15 protein-coding genes are annotated in these 19,649 nt (G+C 57.2%); 6 read left to right on the forward strand and 9 right to left on the reverse strand.

Going from position 1 to position 19,649, the window contains the following annotated elements; genetic code table 11:
• Positions 1–57: 57 nt before the first annotated feature.
• On the forward strand, positions 58–1,947 hold the full coding sequence (locus IEV54_RS15630; RefSeq protein WP_150279075.1) for a SurA N-terminal domain-containing protein: 1,890 nt from the start codon (positions 58–60) through the stop codon (positions 1,945–1,947).
• Between the two features lie 186 nt (positions 1,948–2,133).
• Positions 2,134–4,005 carry a methyl-accepting chemotaxis protein gene (locus IEV54_RS15635; protein ID WP_150279076.1) on the forward strand — a complete coding sequence of 624 codons (1,872 nt, stop codon included), beginning with the start codon at positions 2,134–2,136 and terminating at the stop codon, positions 4,003–4,005.
• 157 nt (positions 4,006–4,162) lie between these two features.
• Here IEV54_RS15635 and fabI read toward each other — a convergent pair whose 3' ends face one another.
• From fabI to gloB, 8 genes are all read right to left on the reverse strand, one after another.
• On the reverse strand, positions 4,163–4,957 hold the full coding sequence (gene fabI / locus IEV54_RS15640; RefSeq protein WP_150279077.1) for an enoyl-ACP reductase FabI: 795 nt from the start codon (positions 4,955–4,957) through the stop codon (positions 4,163–4,165).
• 17 nt (positions 4,958–4,974) lie between these two features.
• Positions 4,975–6,612: an ABC transporter ATP-binding protein gene (locus tag IEV54_RS15645; RefSeq protein WP_150279078.1), complete on the reverse strand. Its 1,638-nt coding sequence runs from the start codon at positions 6,610–6,612 to the stop codon at positions 4,975–4,977.
• A 1-nt stretch (position 6,613) separates the two neighbouring features.
• Positions 6,614–7,648, reverse strand: coding sequence for an ABC transporter permease (locus IEV54_RS15650; RefSeq protein WP_150279079.1), 1,035 nt, complete (start codon positions 7,646–7,648; stop codon positions 6,614–6,616).
• Between the two features lie 2 nt (positions 7,649–7,650).
• Positions 7,651–8,724 (reverse strand): microcin C ABC transporter permease YejB, encoded by a 1,074-nt coding sequence (locus IEV54_RS15655; RefSeq protein ID WP_150279080.1) that lies wholly within the window; start codon positions 8,722–8,724, stop codon positions 7,651–7,653.
• A 2-nt stretch (positions 8,725–8,726) separates the two neighbouring features.
• Positions 8,727–10,568 (reverse strand): extracellular solute-binding protein, encoded by a 1,842-nt coding sequence (locus IEV54_RS15660; protein WP_150279081.1) that lies wholly within the window; start codon positions 10,566–10,568, stop codon positions 8,727–8,729.
• A 32-nt stretch (positions 10,569–10,600) separates the two neighbouring features.
• The gene (locus tag IEV54_RS15665; RefSeq protein ID WP_150279082.1) at positions 10,601–12,433 is read right to left on the reverse strand and encodes an extracellular solute-binding protein; all 1,833 of its coding nucleotides are present in this window, start codon (positions 12,431–12,433) and stop codon (positions 10,601–10,603) included.
• A gap of 67 nt (positions 12,434–12,500) precedes the next feature.
• Positions 12,501–14,087, reverse strand: coding sequence for a lytic transglycosylase (locus IEV54_RS15670; protein WP_150279083.1), 1,587 nt, complete (start codon positions 14,085–14,087; stop codon positions 12,501–12,503).
• Between the two features lie 73 nt (positions 14,088–14,160).
• A complete protein-coding gene (gene gloB / locus IEV54_RS15675) occupies positions 14,161–14,940 on the reverse strand; it encodes a hydroxyacylglutathione hydrolase (RefSeq protein WP_150279084.1) in 780 nt (259 codons plus the stop codon).
• 104 nt (positions 14,941–15,044) lie between these two features.
• Between gloB and IEV54_RS15680 the strand changes: the two genes are divergently transcribed.
• The 3 genes from IEV54_RS15680 to dnaQ are packed head-to-tail and all read left to right on the forward strand — an operon-like array spanning position 15,045 to position 16,994.
• On the forward strand, positions 15,045–15,818 hold the full coding sequence (locus IEV54_RS15680; RefSeq protein WP_150279085.1) for a class I SAM-dependent methyltransferase: 774 nt from the start codon (positions 15,045–15,047) through the stop codon (positions 15,816–15,818).
• Complete coding sequence (rnhA, locus tag IEV54_RS15685; protein WP_150279086.1) at positions 15,815–16,276, forward strand: ribonuclease HI; 462 nt, start codon at positions 15,815–15,817, stop codon at positions 16,274–16,276. The genes IEV54_RS15680 and rnhA overlap by 4 nt, the downstream gene beginning before the upstream one ends.
• On the forward strand, positions 16,269–16,994 hold the full coding sequence (dnaQ, locus tag IEV54_RS15690) for a DNA polymerase III subunit epsilon (RefSeq protein WP_150279087.1): 726 nt from the start codon (positions 16,269–16,271) through the stop codon (positions 16,992–16,994). The genes rnhA and dnaQ overlap by 8 nt, the downstream gene beginning before the upstream one ends.
• A 15-nt stretch (positions 16,995–17,009) precedes the next feature.
• Here dnaQ and nhaB read toward each other — a convergent pair whose 3' ends face one another.
• The gene (nhaB, locus tag IEV54_RS15695) at positions 17,010–18,515 is read right to left on the reverse strand and encodes a sodium/proton antiporter NhaB (RefSeq protein ID WP_150279088.1); all 1,506 of its coding nucleotides are present in this window, start codon (positions 18,513–18,515) and stop codon (positions 17,010–17,012) included.
• A 308-nt stretch (positions 18,516–18,823) separates the two neighbouring features.
• Between nhaB and IEV54_RS15700 the strand changes: the two genes are divergently transcribed.
• Entirely contained in the window at positions 18,824–19,636 is an 813-nt protein-coding gene (locus tag IEV54_RS15700) for a crotonase/enoyl-CoA hydratase family protein (protein ID WP_150279089.1), read from the forward strand.
• The last annotated feature ends 13 nt before the right edge of the window (positions 19,637–19,649 follow it).

Raw genomic sequence — 19,649 nt, forward strand, 5'->3', positions numbered from 1 at the left:
CGGCGGTACAGGCAGCGCCATAGGGTGGCTGTAGATGACTAGGGTTTCGGGGGCAAGATGCTGCAAAAAATGAGGGACAATGCGCAAAGCTGGGTCGCCAAGGTGATCGTAGGCGTCATTGTGCTGATTTTCGCTTTGACCGGCTGGGAATCCATTAGCCGTTTCGGTAGCAACGATCAGAATGCTGCCGCGGTCAACGGGACAGAAATCACCAAGTTCGAGCTGGAGCAAGCCGTCGCACTGCAGCGTCGCCAGCTGGTGCAGCAACTGCAGCAGCTTAACGACAACTTCGACCCCAATATGATTGACGATGGGTTACTGCGTCAGTCGGTGCTTGATGGTCTGATCGAGCGAGCGGTGCTGGTCGAGGGGGCTCGGGATTTTGATCTGCGCATTTCAGAGCCCATGATCGATCAGTTGATCCTCTCCACCCCGGATTTTCAGGTAGAGGGTGAGTTTGATGCCAACCGGTTCGATATTGTCATCCGCAATATGGGGTTGGGTTCACGTCTGGCGTTTCGCGACCTGGTTCGCCAGGAGTTGTTGCTTGCTCAGTTACGCAATGCATTTGAAGCCACAGCTTTTGCTACCCGGACCGAGCGGCTGCAACTCGCTCGCCTGGAAGAGCAGACCCGCGATTTCGCCGTAATTGAATTGCCCATCCTGCGTGATGAAATCGATGTGGCCGAAGAGGAAATCGAAACCTATTACACCGCCAATGCAGATCAGTTCATGACCGAAGAACAGGTTGTGCTGGAGGTGCTGGAGCTGTCGCGAAACGACTTCTTCGAGCAGGTAGAAGTCGACGAACAGGCTTTGCAGGCCCTGTATGAGCGTGAGATCGGCAACTTGACAGAGCAGCGTCGCGCTTCGCATATCCTCATAGAGGTGACAGACGAGGTCAGCGAAGAACAGGCCCTCGAACAGGCGCAAGCTGCTCGGGAGCGACTGGATGCCGGTGAAAAATTTGCCCAACTGGTCGAGGAAGTATCCGACGATATCGGTACCGCTGCTAGCGGTGGAGACCTGGGCTACACCGTGCGGGGTAGCTTTGATCCGGAGTTTGATGATGCGCTCTTTGCACTGGAAGAGGGCGAGGTGTCTGACCCGGTTCGCACCAGTTTTGGTTACCACCTGATCAAGCTTACAGGTATGGCTGCGCCGGAAATGCCCAGCCTGGATTCCATGCGCGAAGGGCTGGTGGCGGAGTTGAAAGCCGAGCAGGTAGAGCGTCGCTACGTCGAGGCTTCCCGTGAGCTGGCCAATCTGTCTTATGAGTCTCCAGACCTTGCCGAACCGGCGCGTGCCCTGGGACTTGAAGTTGAAACTATCGGCCCGGTCGGCCGCGAAGGTGGTGAAGGTCTGGCAGCCAACCCGCGGGTCATGACTGCTGCTTTTGAGGAGGAGGTCCTGCAGGACGGCCTGAACAGCCAGCTACTGGAACTCGATGCCGATACTTCCGTAGTGATCAGGGTGAAAGAACACATGCGAGCCAAGCAGCGGCCACTCGAAGAGGTATCTGCCGATATAGCCGATACCCTGAGTTTCCAGAAAGCCGTAGAGCAAACCCGTGGACAGGCTGAAGAGCTGGTAACGGCCTTGGAGTCCAATAGCACAGAGCCTCAGCAAGTGGCCGAGCAGCTCGCTGCTTCCTGGGAAAGCCATGAAGCCATCAACAGGTCCAACAACGAGTTGCCGCAGATGCTGTTGCGTAATGTCTTCGCCATGCCGCGTCCGTCTGAGGGTGACTCTGTATATGGTCACGCCCGTCAGGCTGACGGCAGTCAGTGGATTGTTGAGCTGCGCGGCGTAGCTACGCCGGAGTCACTAGAGGCTTCGGCTGAAAGCGACCTTTACAAGCGGTACATTGCTGGGCAGACCGGGCAACAGGATTTCACTGCGCTGCAGGAAAGCCTTCAAGAGCGGGCTGACGTAGAGCGTTTCTGAGAATCAAGGCGGTCAATAGCGGCCGCCTACCCGTAAAAGCCTGGCCAAAAAAAGCCACTCCTGTCATGGGAGTGGCTTTTTTTTGTTGATTTGACTTGCGCAGAATCCTGCGCTAGCAAATAAAGCTAAAGTTTCAGTACAGAGCTGCGTTAACTTAAGAAGCCCCTCCTAAAGAGCATCGCTGCCATGTCCATGCATTTGCGCTTCAGTCATAAAATATTGACGGCTGCCTGCCTTGTGGTGGTGTCCGTCTTTCTGGCCTTTGCAGTCTACAACGATTACATCCAGCGCAAGACATTGCAGGAAAGTCTGCAAACCTACCTTACCGACGCCGGCAGCCTAACCGCCGAAAATATCAGTAACTGGTTGTCCGGCCGGATTTTACTTATGGAAAGTCTCGCGACCAACCTGGCTGCAGATGACGGCAGTCGTCGGGTTGAATTGCTTGAACAGCGCACTCTGAAGCAAACCTTCGACTTCAGTTATCTGGGTGAGACTGACGGCAGCTTTACCATGCGACCTGAGTCGGAAATGCCCGCTGACTACGATCCCAGAACCCGGCCCTGGTACAGTGAAGCTAAAAAGCTGGGTGCTACCACTCTTACCGAACCTTATCTGGATGCAGCCACCGGTGATTTGATTATCACCGTAGCCACGCCTTCGGGTAGCGGCGTAGTGGGAGGAGACCTGAATCTGCAGAAAGTGTCGGGCATTATCAATGCCCTGGACTTCAACGGCATGGGTCACGCTTTCCTGGTGAGTAGCAATGGCACTGTGTTGGTCCACCCGGATACCAATTTGCAAATGCAGCGGCTCAGTGACATCTATACCGGGAGCAGTCCTGTTCTCGATAACCGCTTGGCGGAAGTGGATCTTCAAGGGCATCCACGGTTGGTGACCTTTCTGCCTGTAGTGGGTCTACCGGGTGTCGATTGGTATGTGGGGCTTTCAGTAGACAAGAATGCGGCATTCGCCAGCCTGACCCGGTTTCGCGTCTCTGCACTGATTGCGTCGCTGGTCGCGATTGTGAGTATTGTTCTGCTCCTGGGGTTGTTGATGCGGTATTTGCTGCGACCATTGAAGACGCTGAGCGCGGCATTGGGGGATATTGCCCAGGGTGAAGGTGATCTGACACAGCGACTCCCTGTCACCAGTCAGGACGAATTCGGTACCCTGGCTGCTGCATTCAACCAGTTCATCGAGCGTATTCATGCGTCGATCAAGCAGGTTTCCTCCACCAGTGGCGAGCTCAACAGCGTGGCACTACGAGTGCTTGATGCCTCGAACTCAAATCTGGCCAGTTCCGATGAGCAATCGAGTCGGACCAACAGCGTGGCCGCGGCCATTAATGAATTGGGCGCTGCTGCCCAGGAAATCGCCCGCAATGCCGCTGATGCCTCCAGTCAGGCCAGCAAGGCGCGCGGTGGTGCGGAGCAGGGCAGTGCGGTTGTTGCCGAAACAGTTCAGGCAATGCGCGACCTGTCAGGCAAGATCGACAACGCCAGTGTCAGCATCCAGGCCCTGAATACCAGAACAGCGGATATTGGCAAGATTCTGGATGTCATCCAGAGCATTTCGGAGCAAACCAATCTACTTGCGCTGAATGCGGCCATTGAAGCGGCGCGTGCGGGTGAGGCCGGTCGTGGATTTGCTGTTGTGGCTGATGAAGTGCGTAATCTGGCGCACCGCACGCAGAGCTCAGCCCGAGAGATCCACGAAATGATCGTTGATTTGCGTGGCGATGCGGCGAGCGCGGTGCAGGCCATGGACGAAAGCAAGCGTTTCAGTGAGCACACGGTGACGGTGGCAAGTCAGGCGGGTCAACGGTTGGCCGACATCAGTAGTGGCATTGGTGAGATTGACAATATGAACCAGTCAGTAGCTACTGCTACCGAAGAGCAGACTTCGGTCATAGAAAGCCTGAACGTGGATATTACTGATATCAACACACTGAATCAGGAAGGGGTGGAGAACCTGCAGGCCACTCTGCGCGCCTGTCGCTCTCTGGAGCAACAGGTTGAGCATCTGCAGCAGTTGGTCGGCAGTTTCCGGATCTGAGCAATGTTCCCGTTACTGACGGCATCAGGGCGCAGACCTGAAACAAAAAAGGCCTGAGTTCGGTAACTTGCCGAGCTCAGGCCCTGGAGTCAGGCAAACCGCTATTCTGATGGCTGCTGCAAAAGGGGCCGTCCTCTAGACGACCATCGCAAACGGCTCAGTCTTCCAGATTACCCATGGCGGTGATGTTGAAGCCGCCATCCACGTACATGATTTCACCGGACACGCCGGATGCCAGATCCGAGCACAGGAAAGCGCCGGCGTTACCGACTTCATCTATGGTTACGTTGCGGCGCATCGGGGTCTGCTTTTCGTTGTGCGAAAGCATCTTGCGGAAGCTCTTGATACCGGATGCAGCCAGGGTGCGGATCGGTCCAGCGGAGATCGCATTGACGCGTGTTCCTTCCGGGCCCAGGCTGGTGGCCAGATAACGCACGCCGGCTTCGAGGCTAGCCTTGGCCATGCCCATCACGTTGTAGTTCGGCATGGTGCGCTCAGCGCCCAGATAGGACAGGGTCAGCAGGCTGCCATTGCGGCCCTTCATCAGTTCACGACCGGCCTTGGCCAGGGCAACGAAGCTGTAGGCGCTGATATCGTGGGCAATACGGAAACCCTCGCGTGTAGTCACAGCGGTAAAGTCGCCGTCGAGCTGGTCACCAGGGGCGAAGCCGACCGAATGCACTATGCAATCCAGGCCATCCCATTTTTTTGCCAGTTGGGCAAATGCCTCTTCGATCTGGGCATCATCCGCCACATCGCAGGGGAAGCACAGCTCGGGCCCTGAGCCCCATTCCGCCGCAAACTTCTCGACGCGATCCTTGAGCTTGTCATTCTGGTAGGTGAACGCCAGCTCTGCGCCTTCGCGGTGCATTGCCGAAGCGATACCCGAGGCAATGGACAATTTGCTGGCTACGCCAACGATGAGTACGCGCTTACCGCTTAAAAATCCCATGCTTGTTTCCTGTTTTTCTACTTGGCCTGTGTGTCTTTGGCCGTGTTGACGGATACCGGTCTGGCAAAGGCGGCCTCGAGCAGCTGATGCGTGTATTCATGCTGCGGTGAGGAAAATATCTCCCTGGCCGAACCCTGTTCGACGATTTCACCCTGACGTATCACCATCAGCTCGTGGCTGAGGGCTCTGACCACTGCCAGGTCATGGCTGATGAACAAGTAACTCAGATTGTGCCTGTGCTGCAGGTCGCGGAGCAACTCGACTACCTGGCCCTGTACGGTGCGATCAAGCGCCGAGGTGGGCTCATCCAGCAGAATCAGGGATGGTTTGAGTACCAGAGCCCTGGCTATAGCTACCCGCTGCCGCTGCCCACCGGAAAACTCGTGGGGGTAGCGGTGGCGGCTGGCAGGCTCCAGACCCACTTCCTGCAGGGCCTGAATAACCATTTTCTCACGCTCTTCAGCATTGCCAATGCCGTGGATCTCCAACCCTTCACTGATGATCTGGGCAATCGACATGCGAGGACTGAGGCTGCCGAAAGGATCCTGAAAAACCACCTGAAACTGCCGGCGCATCGGCCTTACCGCATTCTGGCTCAAGCCATCCAGACGTTTGCCGTTGCACTCGATCAGGCCCTGGCTTTCCACCAGCCGCAATAAAGCCAGCCCCAGGGTTGTCTTGCCTGAACCGCTTTCCCCCACAATCCCCAGCGTATGCCCCGTCTTGAGTGTAAATGAGGCATCAGTTACGGCTTTGACATGATCCACTGTGCGCCGTAGCACACCCTTGCGGATCGGGAACCAGACCCGAAGCTGCTCGGCTCGCAGTATCACCGGTGCATCGGGATTCACCGTTACCGGATCTCCCGTGGGGTCAGCTGCAATCAGCCGCTGGGTATATTCATGCTGCGGATCGGCAAATAGCCTGGCACATTCATTTTCTTCGACGACACAACCCTGGTACATGACACATACCCGATGGGCAATTCTGCGTACCAGGTTCAGGTCGTGGCTGATCAGCAGCAACGCCATACCCAGCTTCTGCTGCAATGATTTGAGCAGTTCGAGGATTTTCAGCTGTACGGTCACGTCGAGCGCTGTGGTTGGCTCGTCGGCGATCAGCAGCTCGGGCTCATTGGCCAGGGCCATCGCGATCATGACCCGCTGGCGTTGGCCACCGGAAAGCTCATGGGGATAGGAGCCCAGACGGCTGGCAGGATCGGGTATGCCAACCAGATCCAGCAATTCCAGGGTTCGCTCGCGGGCAGCAGCCTTGTTCAGGCCCTTGTGCAATACCAGTACTTCATTGATCTGTCGCTCTACCGTATGCAACGGGTTGAGCGAGCTCATCGGCTCCTGGAAGATCATCGAAATACGATTGCCACGTACTTGACGTAGTCGCTTTTCGCCAGCCTGCAGCAGGTCCTCGCCCTTGTACAGAATGCGGCCGCTGGGGTGACGTGCCTGGGGGTAGGGCAGCAGGCGCAATATGGAGTGCGCGGTGACCGATTTGCCGGAACCGCTTTCGCCGACCAGCGCCAGGGTTTCGCCCGGGCGTATATCGAAGCTGACATCACGCACGGCCATGACTTCTTCATGTTCGCTGGCAAAAGCCACGCTGAGGTTTTCGATCCGAATCAATGGCTGATCTGACATGTCATTTCCTGGGGTCGAAGGCATCGCGCAGGGCCTCGCCGATGAACACTAGCAAGCTGAGCATCAGAGACAGCACCACGAAGGCGGTAATGCCCAGCCAGGGTGCCTGCAGGTTGGCCTTGCCCTGGGCAATGAGCTCGCCCAGTGATGGAGAGCCAGCGGGCAGGCCGAAGCCGAGAAAGTCCAGCGACGTCAGGGTGATAACGCCGCCGGTGAGAATAAACGGAAAGAACGTCAGGGTTGCGACCATGGCATTGGGCAGAATATGCCGGAACATGATGATCCGGTTGCCTGCTCCCAGGGCCCGGGCAGCGCGCACGTACTCCAGATTGCGGCCGCGCAGGAATTCGGCGCGGACCACATCAACCAGTGCCATCCACGAGAACAGCAGCATGATGCCCAGCAGCCACCAGAAATTCGGCTGCACGAAGCTGGCCAGAATGATCAGCAGATAGAGGACTGGCAGCCCGGACCAGACTTCGATGAAACGCTGGCCGAACAGGTCGGTACGCCCGCCATAGAAACCCTGTACCGCACCAATAATTACCCCGATGATGGAGCTGAGAATGGTCAGCGTCAGCGCAAAGAGTACCGAAATCCGGAAGCCGTAGATCACTCTGGCGGCAACATCACGTGCCTGGTCATCGGTGCCCAGCCAGTTATCACCCGAGGGCGGGGCAGGCGCAGGCACCTGGAGGTCGTAATTGATGGTGTCATAGCTGAAGGGTATGGGTGGCCAGAGCATCCAGCCGTCCCCTTCCTCTTCGATCAGACTGCGAATATAAGGGCTGCGATAATCGGCAGTGATTGGAAATTCGCCGCCGAATTCGGTTTCGGCATAGCGTTTGATGACCGGGAAATACAACGCGTCCTGATAGCTGACTACCAACGGCTCGTCGTTGGCAACAAATTCGGCTCCCAGACTCAGCACAAAGAGCACCATGAAAATGTGCAGGGACCACCAGCCTCGGCGGTTGGCCTTGAACAGACCGAACCGGCGGCGATTGAGCGGGGAGAGCGTAAATCGGAAACTCATGCTCAACCCTCCCGGCTTTCGAAGTCGATGCGCGGATCGACCAGGGTGTAGGTGATATCCCCGATCAGTTTCACGATCAGACCCAGCAGAGTGAAGATATACAGCGTGCCGAACATCACCGGGTAGTCCCGGTTGATTGCGGCTTCAAAGCCTAGCAGGCCCAGGCCGTCCAGGGAAAAGATCACCTCGATCAACAGGGCGCCGGTGAAGAACACGCTGATCAGCGCTGAAGGAAAGCCGGCGATGATCAACAGCATGGCATTGCGGAATACATGCCCGTAAAGCACACGGCCGGCAGACAGCCCCTTGGCCTTGGCGGTCACCACGTACTGCTTGCCGATCTCATCCAGGAAGCAGTTCTTGGTCAGCATCGTCAGGGTCGCGAAGCTGCCAATCACCATGGCTGTGATTGGTAATACCAGGTGCCAGGCGTAATCCTTGATCTGCTCCCAGGTACCCAGCTCTTCGAAATTGTTGGATGTCAGGCCGCGCAAGGGGAACCAGTCGAAATAACTGCCGCCGGCAAATACCACAATCAGCATGATGGCCAGCAAGAAACCCGGAATCGCGTAGCCGACAATGATTAAAGAGCTGGTCCATATATCGAAGGTCGAGCCGTGGCGTACTGCCTTGCGTATACCCAGGGGGATCGAGATCAGGTAGGTAATCAGGGTGGTCCAGAGCCCGAGGGAGATGGATACGGGCATTTTCTCGATGATCAGGTCGATCACGCTGGCATCGCGGAAGAAGCTGTCACCAAAATCGAAGGTCATGTAACCCTTGATCATCAACCAGAAACGCTCATGGGCGGGCTTGTCGAAACCGTACATGCGTTCGATCTCGGCGATGATATCCGGGTCCAGTCCCTGTGCGCCGCGGTAGGTACTGCCGCTGGCTACCTCGCCCTGCATACTGCCGGAGATACGACTGGTGGCGCCCTCAAAACCCTCCAGATTGGCGATCATTTGTTCGACCGGTCCGCCGGGGGCAGCCTGGATGATCAGAAAGTTGATCAGCAGGATGCCGAACAGCGTCGGAATAATCAGCAACAGACGGCGAACAATATAAGCCAGCATGCTCAGTCTTCCTGGACGGTGACGGGGGCGGGCTTGCCTTTCAGGGCGGTTGCTTTATCGGCATCCACCCACCAGGTATAGAGTCCGAGATCGTAGCGGGGTGAGGTCTCGGGGTGAGCGAACTTGTCCCAATGGGCTACGCGATACACTGTGGTGTGGAAATTGGGCACCACATAATGTCCTGCAAGCAATACTCGATCCAGGGCGCGGGTGTGATTGATCAGCGATTCCCGGGAGTCCGCCCGTATGAGCCCTTCTACCAGGGCATCCACTGCGGGATCCTGCAACCCCATCAGATTGCGGCTACCCGGATTATCGGCACTGGATGAATGCCAGTAATCAAGCTGTTCATTGCCGGGAGAGTTGGATTGGCCGAAGCCGGTCACGACCATATCAAAGTCCCGCGAGCGTAGCCGGTTGATGTATTGCGAGACATCTACCCGGCGCAGGGTCAGTTCGATACCCAGGGACGCAAGATTGCGCTTGTAGGGTAGCAGTACTCGCTCGAAGTCGGCCTGGGCAATCAGGAACTCGAACTTCAGGTGCTCGCCAGCTTCATTGACCAGACGATCGTCGACTATTTTCCAGCCGGCCTCCTGCAGCAGGCTGTAGGCTTCACGCATCTGTTCCCGGATGATCCCGCTGCCGTCGGTTTTGGGTGGGCTGTACGCCTGCGCAAATACCGCTGCTGGTACATGCTCTCGCCAGGGTTCGAGCAGGGCTAGCTCCCCTGGCCCCGGCAGGCCGCTGGCCCCAAGTTCGGAGTTGTCGAAAAAGCTGTCAGTGCGGGTGTAGGCGTTATGGAACAGCGCCGAATTGGACCACTCGAAATCGAACAGCAGGCTGATCGCCTCGCGGACCCTGTGATCTTCAAACATGGGTCTGCGGACGTTGAATACAAAACCCTGCATCCCCTGAACGTTCAGATTGGGTATCTCTTCCTTGATGATTGCACCCTCGCGCAGGGCAGGGCTGTCGTAGCCGGTGGCCCAGTTCTTGGCACTGACCTCCTGGTTGAGGTCGAATTGGCCAGCCTTGAAGGCTTCCAGTGCAACACCGGTGTCGCGGTAGTAATCAACAATCACGCGATCAAAATTATAAAAACCCTTTTGCACAGGCAAGTCCGCTGCCCAGTAATCGCTCACCCGTTCATAGGTTATGTTGCGGCCACCGCTCACGTTGCTGATTCGATAGGGGCCACTGCCCAGGGGCGGTTCAAGCGTGGTCTTGGAAAAGTCTCGCTCGGCCCAGTAATGAGCGGGTAGTACTGGCAGCTGACCGAGTACCAGGGGTAACTCCCGGTTCTCGCCATCGTGAAAGTGAAAGGTGACGCTCAGGTCCGAGTCGGCCACCACTTCTTTAACGCCACCGTAATACGCTTTATAAAAGGGTGCGCCCTGTTCGATCAGGGTATTGAAGGTAAAGACGACATCTGCGGCAGTAACGGCCTTGCCATCGTGAAAGCGTGCCTCGGGGCGCAGGTGAAAGCGTACCCAGGTGTTGTCTTCTGCCCGTTCGATACGCTCTGCTATCAGACCGTATTCGGTAAAGGGCTCATCCAGGGCATGAAAAGTCAGGGTGTTGTAGATCAGAGATAACTGATCAGCGCTTGCCCCACGGCTGATGAAGCCATTCAGCGAATCAAAGCTGCCAAAGCCCGATAACCGCAGAGTACCCCCCTTGGGGGCGTCGGGGTTGACGTAGGCGAAGTGGCTGAAGTCTTCGGCATAGGCCGGGGGCTCAGCGTACAGAGTCAGAGCGTGATCGCCAGCAGTTGCTGCAATAGCCGCAGCTGCCTGAACGAGCAGGGTTAATCCACAAAACAGCTTGTTGGTTAAAGACATCAGGTGACCTTGTTGTTCTATTGCAAGTTGTCTTATTGCAAGTCCGGATCCATCCACCAGCTGCGTATGGCGAGCGAATAGGGTGGGGTCTCGGGCGATTTCAGCCAGGCACGATGTGCTATGCGGTGGTAGTCAATATACCAGTTCGGAATTATATAGTGTTCCCAAAGTAGCACACGATCCATAGCCTTGGCCGCGGCTATTTGCTGATCGCGGGTCTTGGCGCCCAGCAGATGCTCAAGCAGCTCGTCGATGGTCGGGTTGTTTATGCCTGCGTAATTGCGGCTGCCCTTGACGTCACGCTGGCTGGAATGGAAATAGCCATGCTGTTCGAGTCCCGGAGACAGCCCCTGGGGCAGGGTGGCGAGAATCATGTCGTAGTCGAATTGGTCCAGTCGTGCCTTGTACTGGGCGCGGTCAACGGTACGGATACGCATATCGATGCCCAGGCGTGCTAGGTTGGAGCGATAAGGCTGGAGGATCCGCTCAAGACTGGGGTTGACCAGAAGCACTTCAAAGACCAGCTGGTTGCCTTCATGGTTTTCCAGGCGCCCGTTACGCAGCGTCCAACCTGCTTCTTCGAGCAGTCTTACTGCCTTGCGCAGCGTCTTGCGGGGCACACCCTGTCCGCTAGTCCCCGGGAGGCGGAAGGGCTCGACGAAAAGCTCCGGGGGCAACTGATCCCGGTGCGGCTCCAGATATAGAAACTCCTGGCCCGCAGGTAGTCCGGTCGCGCTGAACGGGCTGTTGGGGTAGTAGCTCAATGAGCGCTGATAGGCATCATAGAACAGCACCCGGTTGGACCACTCAAAGTCGAACATCATGCCCAGGGCCTGGCGCACATTGCGCTCGTCAAAGGGTGTCCGGCGGCCATTGAAGAACAGTGCCTGGGTGGCGCTGGGTATGGCGTGCTGGATGGCGCGCTTGTGCACAGCGCCGTTGCGCACGGCAGGAAAATCATAGGCATTGGCCCAGTTACTGGCCTTGTGATCGAAATAGATGTCGAACTCGCCAGCCTTGAATGCTTCGAAGGCGACGTTGTTGTCCCGGTAGAACTCGACCTCCATACGGTCGAAGTTATATTTACCGCGATTGATTGGCAGATCCCGCCCCCAGTAGTCCTTGACCCGCTCAAACGCCATGCGCCGCCCGGGCTCGACTGAAGCCACCCGGTAAGGACCACTGTTCAGGCCTGGCTCGAAGGTGGTCTGGCCGAACTCGCGACCTTCCCAGTAATGCTTGGGCAGAACCGGCAGTTCGCCCAGACGCAAGATCAACAGGGGGCTGTCACTGCGACTGAATACGAAGCGAATACGTTTTTTGCCCAGAATATCCACGCGGGAGACGTCCTGAAGCATTGAGCGGTAATTGGGGTGGCCTTTCTCGCTGAGGGTGCGAAAGCTGAAGGCAACATCTTCGGCGGTCACAGGCTGACCATCATGAAAGCGCGCCTGCTCATGCAGATTGAATACAACCCAGCTGCGATTGTCGGCGAACTCAATACTTTCGGCGAGCAGGCCGTAGGCGGAATAGGGCTCGTCGCCGGAGGGGTCATAGAGCCCGGTGCCCACCATCAGCGGCTCGTTCAGCTCGGTGATCCCGTAATGCGGGAAGTTGCCGGTATTGACCGGGCTGGTGCCCTTCAAGGTGTAGGGATTGACCGTGTCAAAAGTGCCTGAGCCCATGACCCTCAGGGTGCCGCCCTTTGGCGCATCCGGATTGACGTAGTCCAGATGCTCAAAGTCCTCTGCGTAGTGAGGAAGACCGTAAAGGGAATAGCCATGCTGGCGATATACCCCTGCGCTGACGTCAACGACGGTGAGGAGCAGGGCCAGCAAGGTTGCTGAACGCAGAATCTGTTTCATGGTTACCCTTGCGCGCACCCACAGGTTGCACGCAGACACGGATGAAGTTGGCTGTCCGGAACCCGGTTCAGTAAAGGTTGAGAGTCAGCTCCTGACCTGGCTGCAGGTGCCTGCCCAGGTCATTGTGTTCACGGATACGGTCTATGGCGATATTGAACTGCCGGGCAATGCTGAACAGGGAATCACCTGGCTTGACCTTGTAGACAATGGGTTTGCGCGTGCTCTGCTCTGCCTGTGAGGATCTTGCCTGCCCGGGAATTTTAAGGGTCTGGCCTACCTGTAGAGCCGGTGTATCAAGGAGGTTCTGCTGCTTCAGGGAGGCCACACTGATACCGTGCTTGCGGGCAATTTCCCAAAGATTGTCGCCAGGCCTGACCCGATAACTGGTGGCCGTGGCGCTGGGTGCCGAACGCGACGCGCTAACTGCCTGGTCTGAGACTACCTGGGCAGACAGGCTGTTGGCGGACAGAGGCAGCATCAGGACCTGACCTACGCGCAACAGATTGCTGTCGAGTTGATTGACTTCGCGCAGCGCAGAGACCTTGACGTTGTGACGGCTGGCGATCTGCGAGAGATTGTCGCCAGCACGGACATTGTAGCGTTGGTATTTCACGTGTTCGTCTTCGGGCAGCTCGGCGAGCGCAGTACTGAACTGCTCCAGCCGGTCAATGGGTACCAGCAGTTGATAGGCTCCCGGCGCAGTGACCCGCTGCTTGAAGGCAGGATTCAACTTGATGAAATCTTCAGTGGGTATGTCTGCCAATTCTGCAGCCTTGTGCAGATCCAGTTGGCGTTCGATGGTAACTGCTGCGAAATAGGGGGAGTCTGCCAGCTCTGGCAGCACGGTGCCGTGCAGCTCGGGTCGTTCGATGATCTGTGACAGGGCCAGCAGCTTGGGCACGTAGTTCATGGTTTCATGGGGCAGATCCAGGCTCCAGTAGTCGGCAGGCAGGCCCTTGGCGCGATTAGCCGCGACCGCACGACCCACACAGCCTTCGCCACAGTTATAAGCGGCTATCGCGAGCAGCCAGTCACCATCGAACATCTCGTTGAGTTTGCTGAGATAGTCCAGCGCTGCCTGGGTGGAGGCGGTGATGTCACGTCGACCGTCGTACCAGGAGTCCTGACGCAGGTCGAACACCTTGCCCGTCGATGGGATGAACTGCCAGATACCCGCTGCCTGGGAGCGTGAAAGCGCCATTGGGTTGTAGCCGCTCTCGACAAAGGGCAGCAGTGCCAGTTCAAGCGGCATGCCACGCTCATCAAGTTGCTCCACGACATAGTGCAGATAGCGTTCGGAGCGTTTGCTGGTCATTTCGAAATAACGCGACTCGCTGGAGTACGCCAGGCGTTGGCGGTCTATGCGGGGATTGTCGATTGCAGTCGGGTCCAGCATGAAGCCCTGGCGAATCCGGCCCCACAGAGTGCGAGCGGTGATGGTTTCGATTTCCGACCGGGGACCCTTGGCGTTCTTCAGCAGTATGATGCCGCGGTTGCGTTCGTAGGTGGTCTGAGTCGGGATGCTCTCGGCCCCGGAGTCACTCCTGTGGGCCTGCTGAGACGGCGAGGTCTGGCAGCCTGCGAGGAACGCCAGCCCTGCAATCAGCAGCAGGGCTCTGGATGAAAAACGCGGGGTCGAAACAAAAAAAGGCATTGGCAGTTCCGGAAAAAATTGACCGAGTGTAGAAACTCAGTCCCGGAGGGTCAAGGAAACAATGGACGCCTACTCAGAATCGATCCTTCCATGCCCGTATGGCTGCAAAGGTGTCGACGCCGGCAGAAACTGCACGGCCCAGTTGCTCTCCTGCTGCGTGGATGACAGCGGGCTGGCTGGAGCGCATGAAGGGATTGGTGCGTTTCTCCAGTGCCACTGTAGTTGGCAGGGTAATTCTACCCGCCAGTCGCAGGTCATTGACTACTTCAAGGCGGACTCGTATGTCATCGTTGGCTGGCTCTACCGTGTGAGCGAAGCGCAGATTTGCCTGGGTATATTCATGGGCGCAGTAGATGCTGGTGTTGTCGGGCAGTGCGCTGAGGCGCCCGAGTGAGTCGTGCATCTGCTCCGGGGTACCCTCGAAGAGCCGGCCGCAGCCCCCGGCGAAGAGCGTATCGCCACTGAGCAGCCATGGCCCGTCGGGATCATCGCAGTAGAAGGCGATATGACCCAGGGTATGGCCCGGTACAGCGTAGACCTGTAGTGTCTTGCCAAGTATCTTGATCTGATCTCCATCCTTGAGCTGGCGATCCAGGCCGGTAATGGTTTCTGCTGCGGGGCCCCAGATACGGCAATCTGTCGCCGCCTTGAGGGTCGCCAGGCCGCCCGTGTGGTCACGGTGATGGTGCGTCACCAGTACATGTCGCAGCTGATATTCCGGGTGCCGGCCCAGCCAGGTGATGACCGGAACCGCGTCGCCTGGATCGACCACTGCCGCTTCCTGACGTACGGGATCAAGGATCAACCAGATATAATTGTCCTGAAAAGCGGGTAATGCCAGAAATTCGAGCATGTCGCTAATGCCTTCAAGAGAGTGAAGCCTTATCTTATAGGACTGCGGGCACATGTATAAAGGAGCGGTTGAAAAACCATCACCTGACCAATCACTGGTGGACCATGCGAACTGACCTCGAAGCTGGATCGATTAGCCAGGCCGACCTCATGCGGTTGCTGCGCGAGGCGCGCCAGTGGCTGGAAACCCCCGGTGGCCAGATGCTTCTGGATCAGCAGCGCCTTGTAGCCCAGGAGTGTCTCGAGCGTTGCTTCGGCCAGCATATGGTGCAGTACGGTCTGGCCCCTGAAATGATGGACGGACAACAGTCGACACTGCGCAACCGCTGGCACTTCGACCTGATCGGCGAACCGCCCTCGATACCGCTGGAAGAGAGTCAGTGGCCTTTTGCGCCGCAATCGCTGGACGTCGTTCTGCTGCACCATGGGCTGGATTTCTGCCTGACGCCAAGCACCCTGTTGCGCGAGGCCGGACAAGCGGTGCGCGCGGGTGGGCATATACTGGTATTCGGCTTTAATCCCTGGAGCAGTTGGGGCTGGAATCATTTTGCTGGTCGAAGCTGGCTGAGCGAAGCCGGATTTGTAAGCCCGGCGCGGCTGTCCGACTGGCTGGAAGTCCTCGGTTTTGCGGTAGAGAAACGCATCGATGGATGCTATCTTCCGCCGCTCAAATCGCAACGCGTGCTGAACCGCCTGCGCCCGATAGAGCATTGGGCCGCTCGGCACAAATTGCCCTGTGGCGGTTTCTACTGCCTGATTGCCCGGCGTCAGATGCTCGGCGCCATGCCGCGCAAACAGACCGCCAGAGCTTTCCCAGCATTGAGCTTGCCGCCGCTGGTTGCGGGCACCAGACGGACGCAAAAACGGAACACGAAATGACCCACACGATTGAAATATTTACCGACGGAGCCTGCAAGGGTAATCCAGGGCCAGGTGGCTGGGGCGTGTTGTTACGCCTTGGCGAGCATGAAAAGGCGCTGCACGGTGGGGAGCTGATGACCACCAATAATCGCATGGAGCTGATGGCTGCCATCATGGGACTGCGCGCCCTGAAGAAAGCTGCCAGCGTTACCCTGACTACCGATTCGGAATATGTGATGAAGGGCATTCGCGAGTGGATGCCCAACTGGAAAAAGCGCGGCTGGAAAACCGCCAGCAAGCAACCGGTTAAAAATGCGGATTTATGGATGCTACTCGACGAGCTGGTAAATCAGCACCAGGTTGAGTGGCGTTGGGTCAAGGGGCACAGCGGTCATCGCGAGAACGAGATCGCCGACGAGCTGGCCAATCTGGGTGTGCAGGAAGTGTTGGGAAACAGGGGCAAGAATCATGCGTGAAGTTGTACTGGATACTGAAACGACTGGTATCGACCCGCGCAGCGGTCACCGGATCATCGAAATCGGCTGTGTCGAGCTGGTCGATCGGCGCCTGACTGGCCGTCATTTCCACGTGTATATCAATCCTGAGCGCGAGGTCGAGGAAGGCGCCTTGGCGGTGCACGGTATTACCGATGCATTTCTCGCCGACAAACCCCTGTTTGCTGACGTGGTCGAGGGCTTCATGCAGTTTGTGAAGGGCGCGCGCCTGATTATTCACAACGCACCCTTCGATATCGGGTTTCTTGATTCCGAATTGCAGCTGATGTCGTCACCCTACGGCAACATGGCCGATCATTGCGGGGTGCTTGACACCCTGATGATGGCGCGGGAAAAGCACCCGGGGCAGCGCAACAGTCTCGACGCCCTGTGCAAACGCTACATGGTCGACAACTCCCAGCGTGATTTGCACGGGGCATTGCTGGATGCGGAGATTCTGGCTGACGTCTATCTGATCATGACAGGTGGGCAGACGGCATTGTCGCTGGCCGGGCAGGGCAGTGATCAGGATCAGAGCAGCAACGGGGTTAGCGCAATTCGGCGTATCGATCCGAGCAAGCGCCCGGCCCTACGCGTGGTCAGCGCCAGTGAAGGTGAGTTGCAGGCCCATGTCGAGCGTCTTGGCGCCATCCAGAAGGCCGCCGGCTTTGCCCTGTGGAACGGACGCCCGGCCGACTGACCGGGCGCCAGGGCTTCAGATCCAGAGATTGACTGCCAGCAGGCCTACGCCGCCCATCACCAGGGTATAAGGCAGGGCCATATACACCATGCGTCCGTAGGATAGCCTCACCAGCGGAGCAACCGCCGAGGTGAGCAGAAACAGGAAGGCTGCCTGGCCGTTGGGGGTGGCAACGCTGGGCAGGTTGGTCCCGGTGTTGATCGCGATGGCCAGGCGCTCGAACTGCTCGCGACTGATAGCGCCACTGTCCAGGCTTTGCTTTATCTCGCTGATGTAGACGGTAGCAACGAATACGTTATCGCTGATCATCGACAGTAGTCCGTTGGCGATAAAGAACATGCTTGGCTGCGACTCGGGAGACATCGTCAGTACAGCGTGGATGATCGGGCTGAACAGATGCTGCTCGTGAATCACCGCCACGATCGCGAAAAAGACAACCAGCAGGGACGTGAAAGGCAGGGCCTCCTGAAACGCCTTGCCAATCTGATGCTCATCGATGATGCCGTTGAACGAGGCAATCAGAATAATCACCATCAGACCGATGAAACCGACTTCGGCTACATGCAGTGCCAGCCCGGCAACCAGTAGCACGGCGGCAATCGCTTGTACCGCCAATGCGACTTTTTGCGGAGTCTTGCGCTTGGCCTTTTCTTCGCGGGCAAATTCTTCCAGAACACGCCTTACCGGTCTGGGCAGGCGTGCCCCGTAGCCAAACCAGCCGGTTTTCTCCAGCAGCAGACAGGTCGTCAGGCCTGCAGCCAGAACGGGCATGCTGACCGGCGCCATGAGCAGGAAGAATTCCACAAAGTCCCAGTCAGCCACGCGGGCGATCAACAGGTTCTGCGGCTCCCCGACCATGGTGCATACGCCGCCCAGAGCCGTACCCACAGCCCCGTGCATCAACAGGCTGCGCAAAAAAGCGCGAAACTCCTCGAGATGTTCGCGGTGCAGAGGCTCGTCGTCCTCGTCGTCTCCGCTCTCGGTCGGGCTCTCAGGATTCGATCCTGCTGAAGCGACCTTGTGATAGACACCATAAAATCCTACCGCCACGCTGATGATCACGGCGGTGACAGTAAGCGCATCAAGGAATGCCGAAAGCACCGCCGCGACAAGACAGAAAGACAGCCCCATCAGCGACTTTGATCGTATTCCAAGAATCAGCCGAGTGAAGGTTACCAGCAACAGCTCTTTCATGAAGTAGATGCCGGCAACCATGAATATGAGCAGCAAAATGACCGGAAAGTTGGTCAGAACCTCTGCATACAGGGCGTCGGTACTGGTCATGCCGATGGCCAGGGCTTCCAGCGCCAGCAGGCCGCCTGGCAGCAACGGATAGCACTTGAGCGCCATGGCCAGCGTAAAGATGAATTCGAGCACCAGGATCCAGCCCGTTATGTAAGGGCCGGCCACCCATAGGAGCAGGGGGTTCAGAATCAGAAAAGCAACAATAGTGCGCTTGTACCATCCGGGGGCTTGCCCCAGAAAGTTGTTTGCCAGCGCAGGCAAGACGGAGGTGGTCATCGGGAAATCCTGTTTAAAGGGAGGGGAAGAATGCTCTGAATGGCGTCTCCTCCAGTCACATGAAGGGTATTCCCGAGACGTTATTCAGAGTGTTCCTCGATCCTGGCGGCCTGTAACCGTGCGCCTGGATGGATTTTCCGCACGCAATCATACAGCAGACGTCGTCATTGAGCAGTTAGTAACCTCTCGCGTCAGAATGATCGGCTATGCCGTTGATCCATATACTTGTTATATTCAGCCTTTTGTAACAGTCTTGAGTTATACGCCGTTGCCCCAGTGTGGCAATACCACTGCCGGAGTACATATATATGCCCGAGTACCAAACGTTACTGGTTGAACAGCATGCCAGCGTTGCGCACGTCCAGATCAATCGCCCGGAAAAGATCAATGCGATGAACGCGTTGTTCTGGGAAGAGATCATTGCAGCGTTTGATTGGATAGATCAGACAGATAGTGTACGGGTGGTGGTAGTTTCGGGCGCCGGCAAGCATTTTTCTGCAGGTATTGATCTGATGATGCTGGCTGGCGCATCGCACAAGATGACCACGGACATTGGCCGCAACGCTGAAATTATCCGCCGCAACGTCCTGCGCCTTCAGGCTTCCTTCAATGCGGTCGATCAGTGCCGAAAGCCGGTCATTGCCGCAATCCATGGCTATTGTATTGGCGGCGCGATCGATCTGATTTCTGCCTGCGACATGCGTTATTCCACTGCCGACGCGCATTTTTCAATCAAGGAAATCGACATGGGCATGGCTGCAGATGTAGGCACCTTGCAGAGATTGCCGCACCTCATAGGGGATGGCATGATGCGGGAGCTGGCCTATACCGGGCGCGCCTTTGACGGTAATGAGGCTGCGGCAATGGGCCTGGTCAACAGTATTCAGCCTGACCATGAAAAACTGATGAGCTCAGTCATGGCCATCGCCAACGAGATTGCCAGCAAATCGCCGCTGGCCATTCGGGGCACCAAGGAAATGATTCGCTATAGTCGTGATCACAGTGTCGAAGACGGCCTCAACTACATTGCCACCTGGAACGCAGCCATGCTTCAGTCAGAAGACATGAAGCTGGCAATGGCAGCCCACATGGCCAAGAAAACAGCTGAATTCGCTGATTGATAAGGCGTCTGGC

It is taken from the genome of Halopseudomonas salina (assembly GCF_014637955.1).
GTDB classification, from domain to species: domain Bacteria; phylum Pseudomonadota; class Gammaproteobacteria; order Pseudomonadales; family Pseudomonadaceae; genus Halopseudomonas; species Halopseudomonas salina.

Bases quoted from the DNA above. Each gene is read 5' to 3' on its own strand.
- IEV54_RS15650 (WP_150279079.1), bottom strand. From the start codon at position 7,648: ATGAGTTTCCGATTTACGCTCTCCCCGCTCAATCGCCGCCGGTTCGGT.
- nhaB (WP_150279088.1), bottom strand. From the start codon at position 18,515: ATGACCACCTCCGTCTTGCCTGCGCTGGCAAACAACTTTCTGGGGCAA.
- IEV54_RS15660 (WP_150279081.1), bottom strand. From the start codon at position 10,568: ATGTCTTTAACCAACAAGCTGTTTTGTGGATTAACCCTGCTCGTTCAG.
- IEV54_RS15630 (WP_150279075.1), top strand. From the start codon at position 58: ATGCTGCAAAAAATGAGGGACAATGCGCAAAGCTGGGTCGCCAAGGTG.
- IEV54_RS15680 (WP_150279085.1), top strand. From the start codon at position 15,045: ATGCGAACTGACCTCGAAGCTGGATCGATTAGCCAGGCCGACCTCATG.
- IEV54_RS15635 (WP_150279076.1), top strand. From the start codon at position 2,134: ATGTCCATGCATTTGCGCTTCAGTCATAAAATATTGACGGCTGCCTGC.
- fabI (WP_150279077.1), bottom strand. From the start codon at position 4,957: ATGGGATTTTTAAGCGGTAAGCGCGTACTCATCGTTGGCGTAGCCAGC.
- dnaQ (WP_150279087.1), top strand. From the start codon at position 16,269: ATGCGTGAAGTTGTACTGGATACTGAAACGACTGGTATCGACCCGCGC.
- gloB (WP_150279084.1), bottom strand. From the start codon at position 14,940: ATGCTCGAATTTCTGGCATTACCCGCTTTTCAGGACAATTATATCTGG.
- IEV54_RS15655 (WP_150279080.1), bottom strand. From the start codon at position 8,724: ATGCTGGCTTATATTGTTCGCCGTCTGTTGCTGATTATTCCGACGCTG.
- IEV54_RS15700 (WP_150279089.1), top strand. From the start codon at position 18,824: ATGCCCGAGTACCAAACGTTACTGGTTGAACAGCATGCCAGCGTTGCG.
- rnhA (WP_150279086.1), top strand. From the start codon at position 15,815: ATGACCCACACGATTGAAATATTTACCGACGGAGCCTGCAAGGGTAAT.
- IEV54_RS15645 (WP_150279078.1), bottom strand. From the start codon at position 6,612: ATGTCAGATCAGCCATTGATTCGGATCGAAAACCTCAGCGTGGCTTTT.
- IEV54_RS15670 (WP_150279083.1), bottom strand. From the start codon at position 14,087: ATGCCTTTTTTTGTTTCGACCCCGCGTTTTTCATCCAGAGCCCTGCTG.
- IEV54_RS15665 (WP_150279082.1), bottom strand. From the start codon at position 12,433: ATGAAACAGATTCTGCGTTCAGCAACCTTGCTGGCCCTGCTCCTCACC.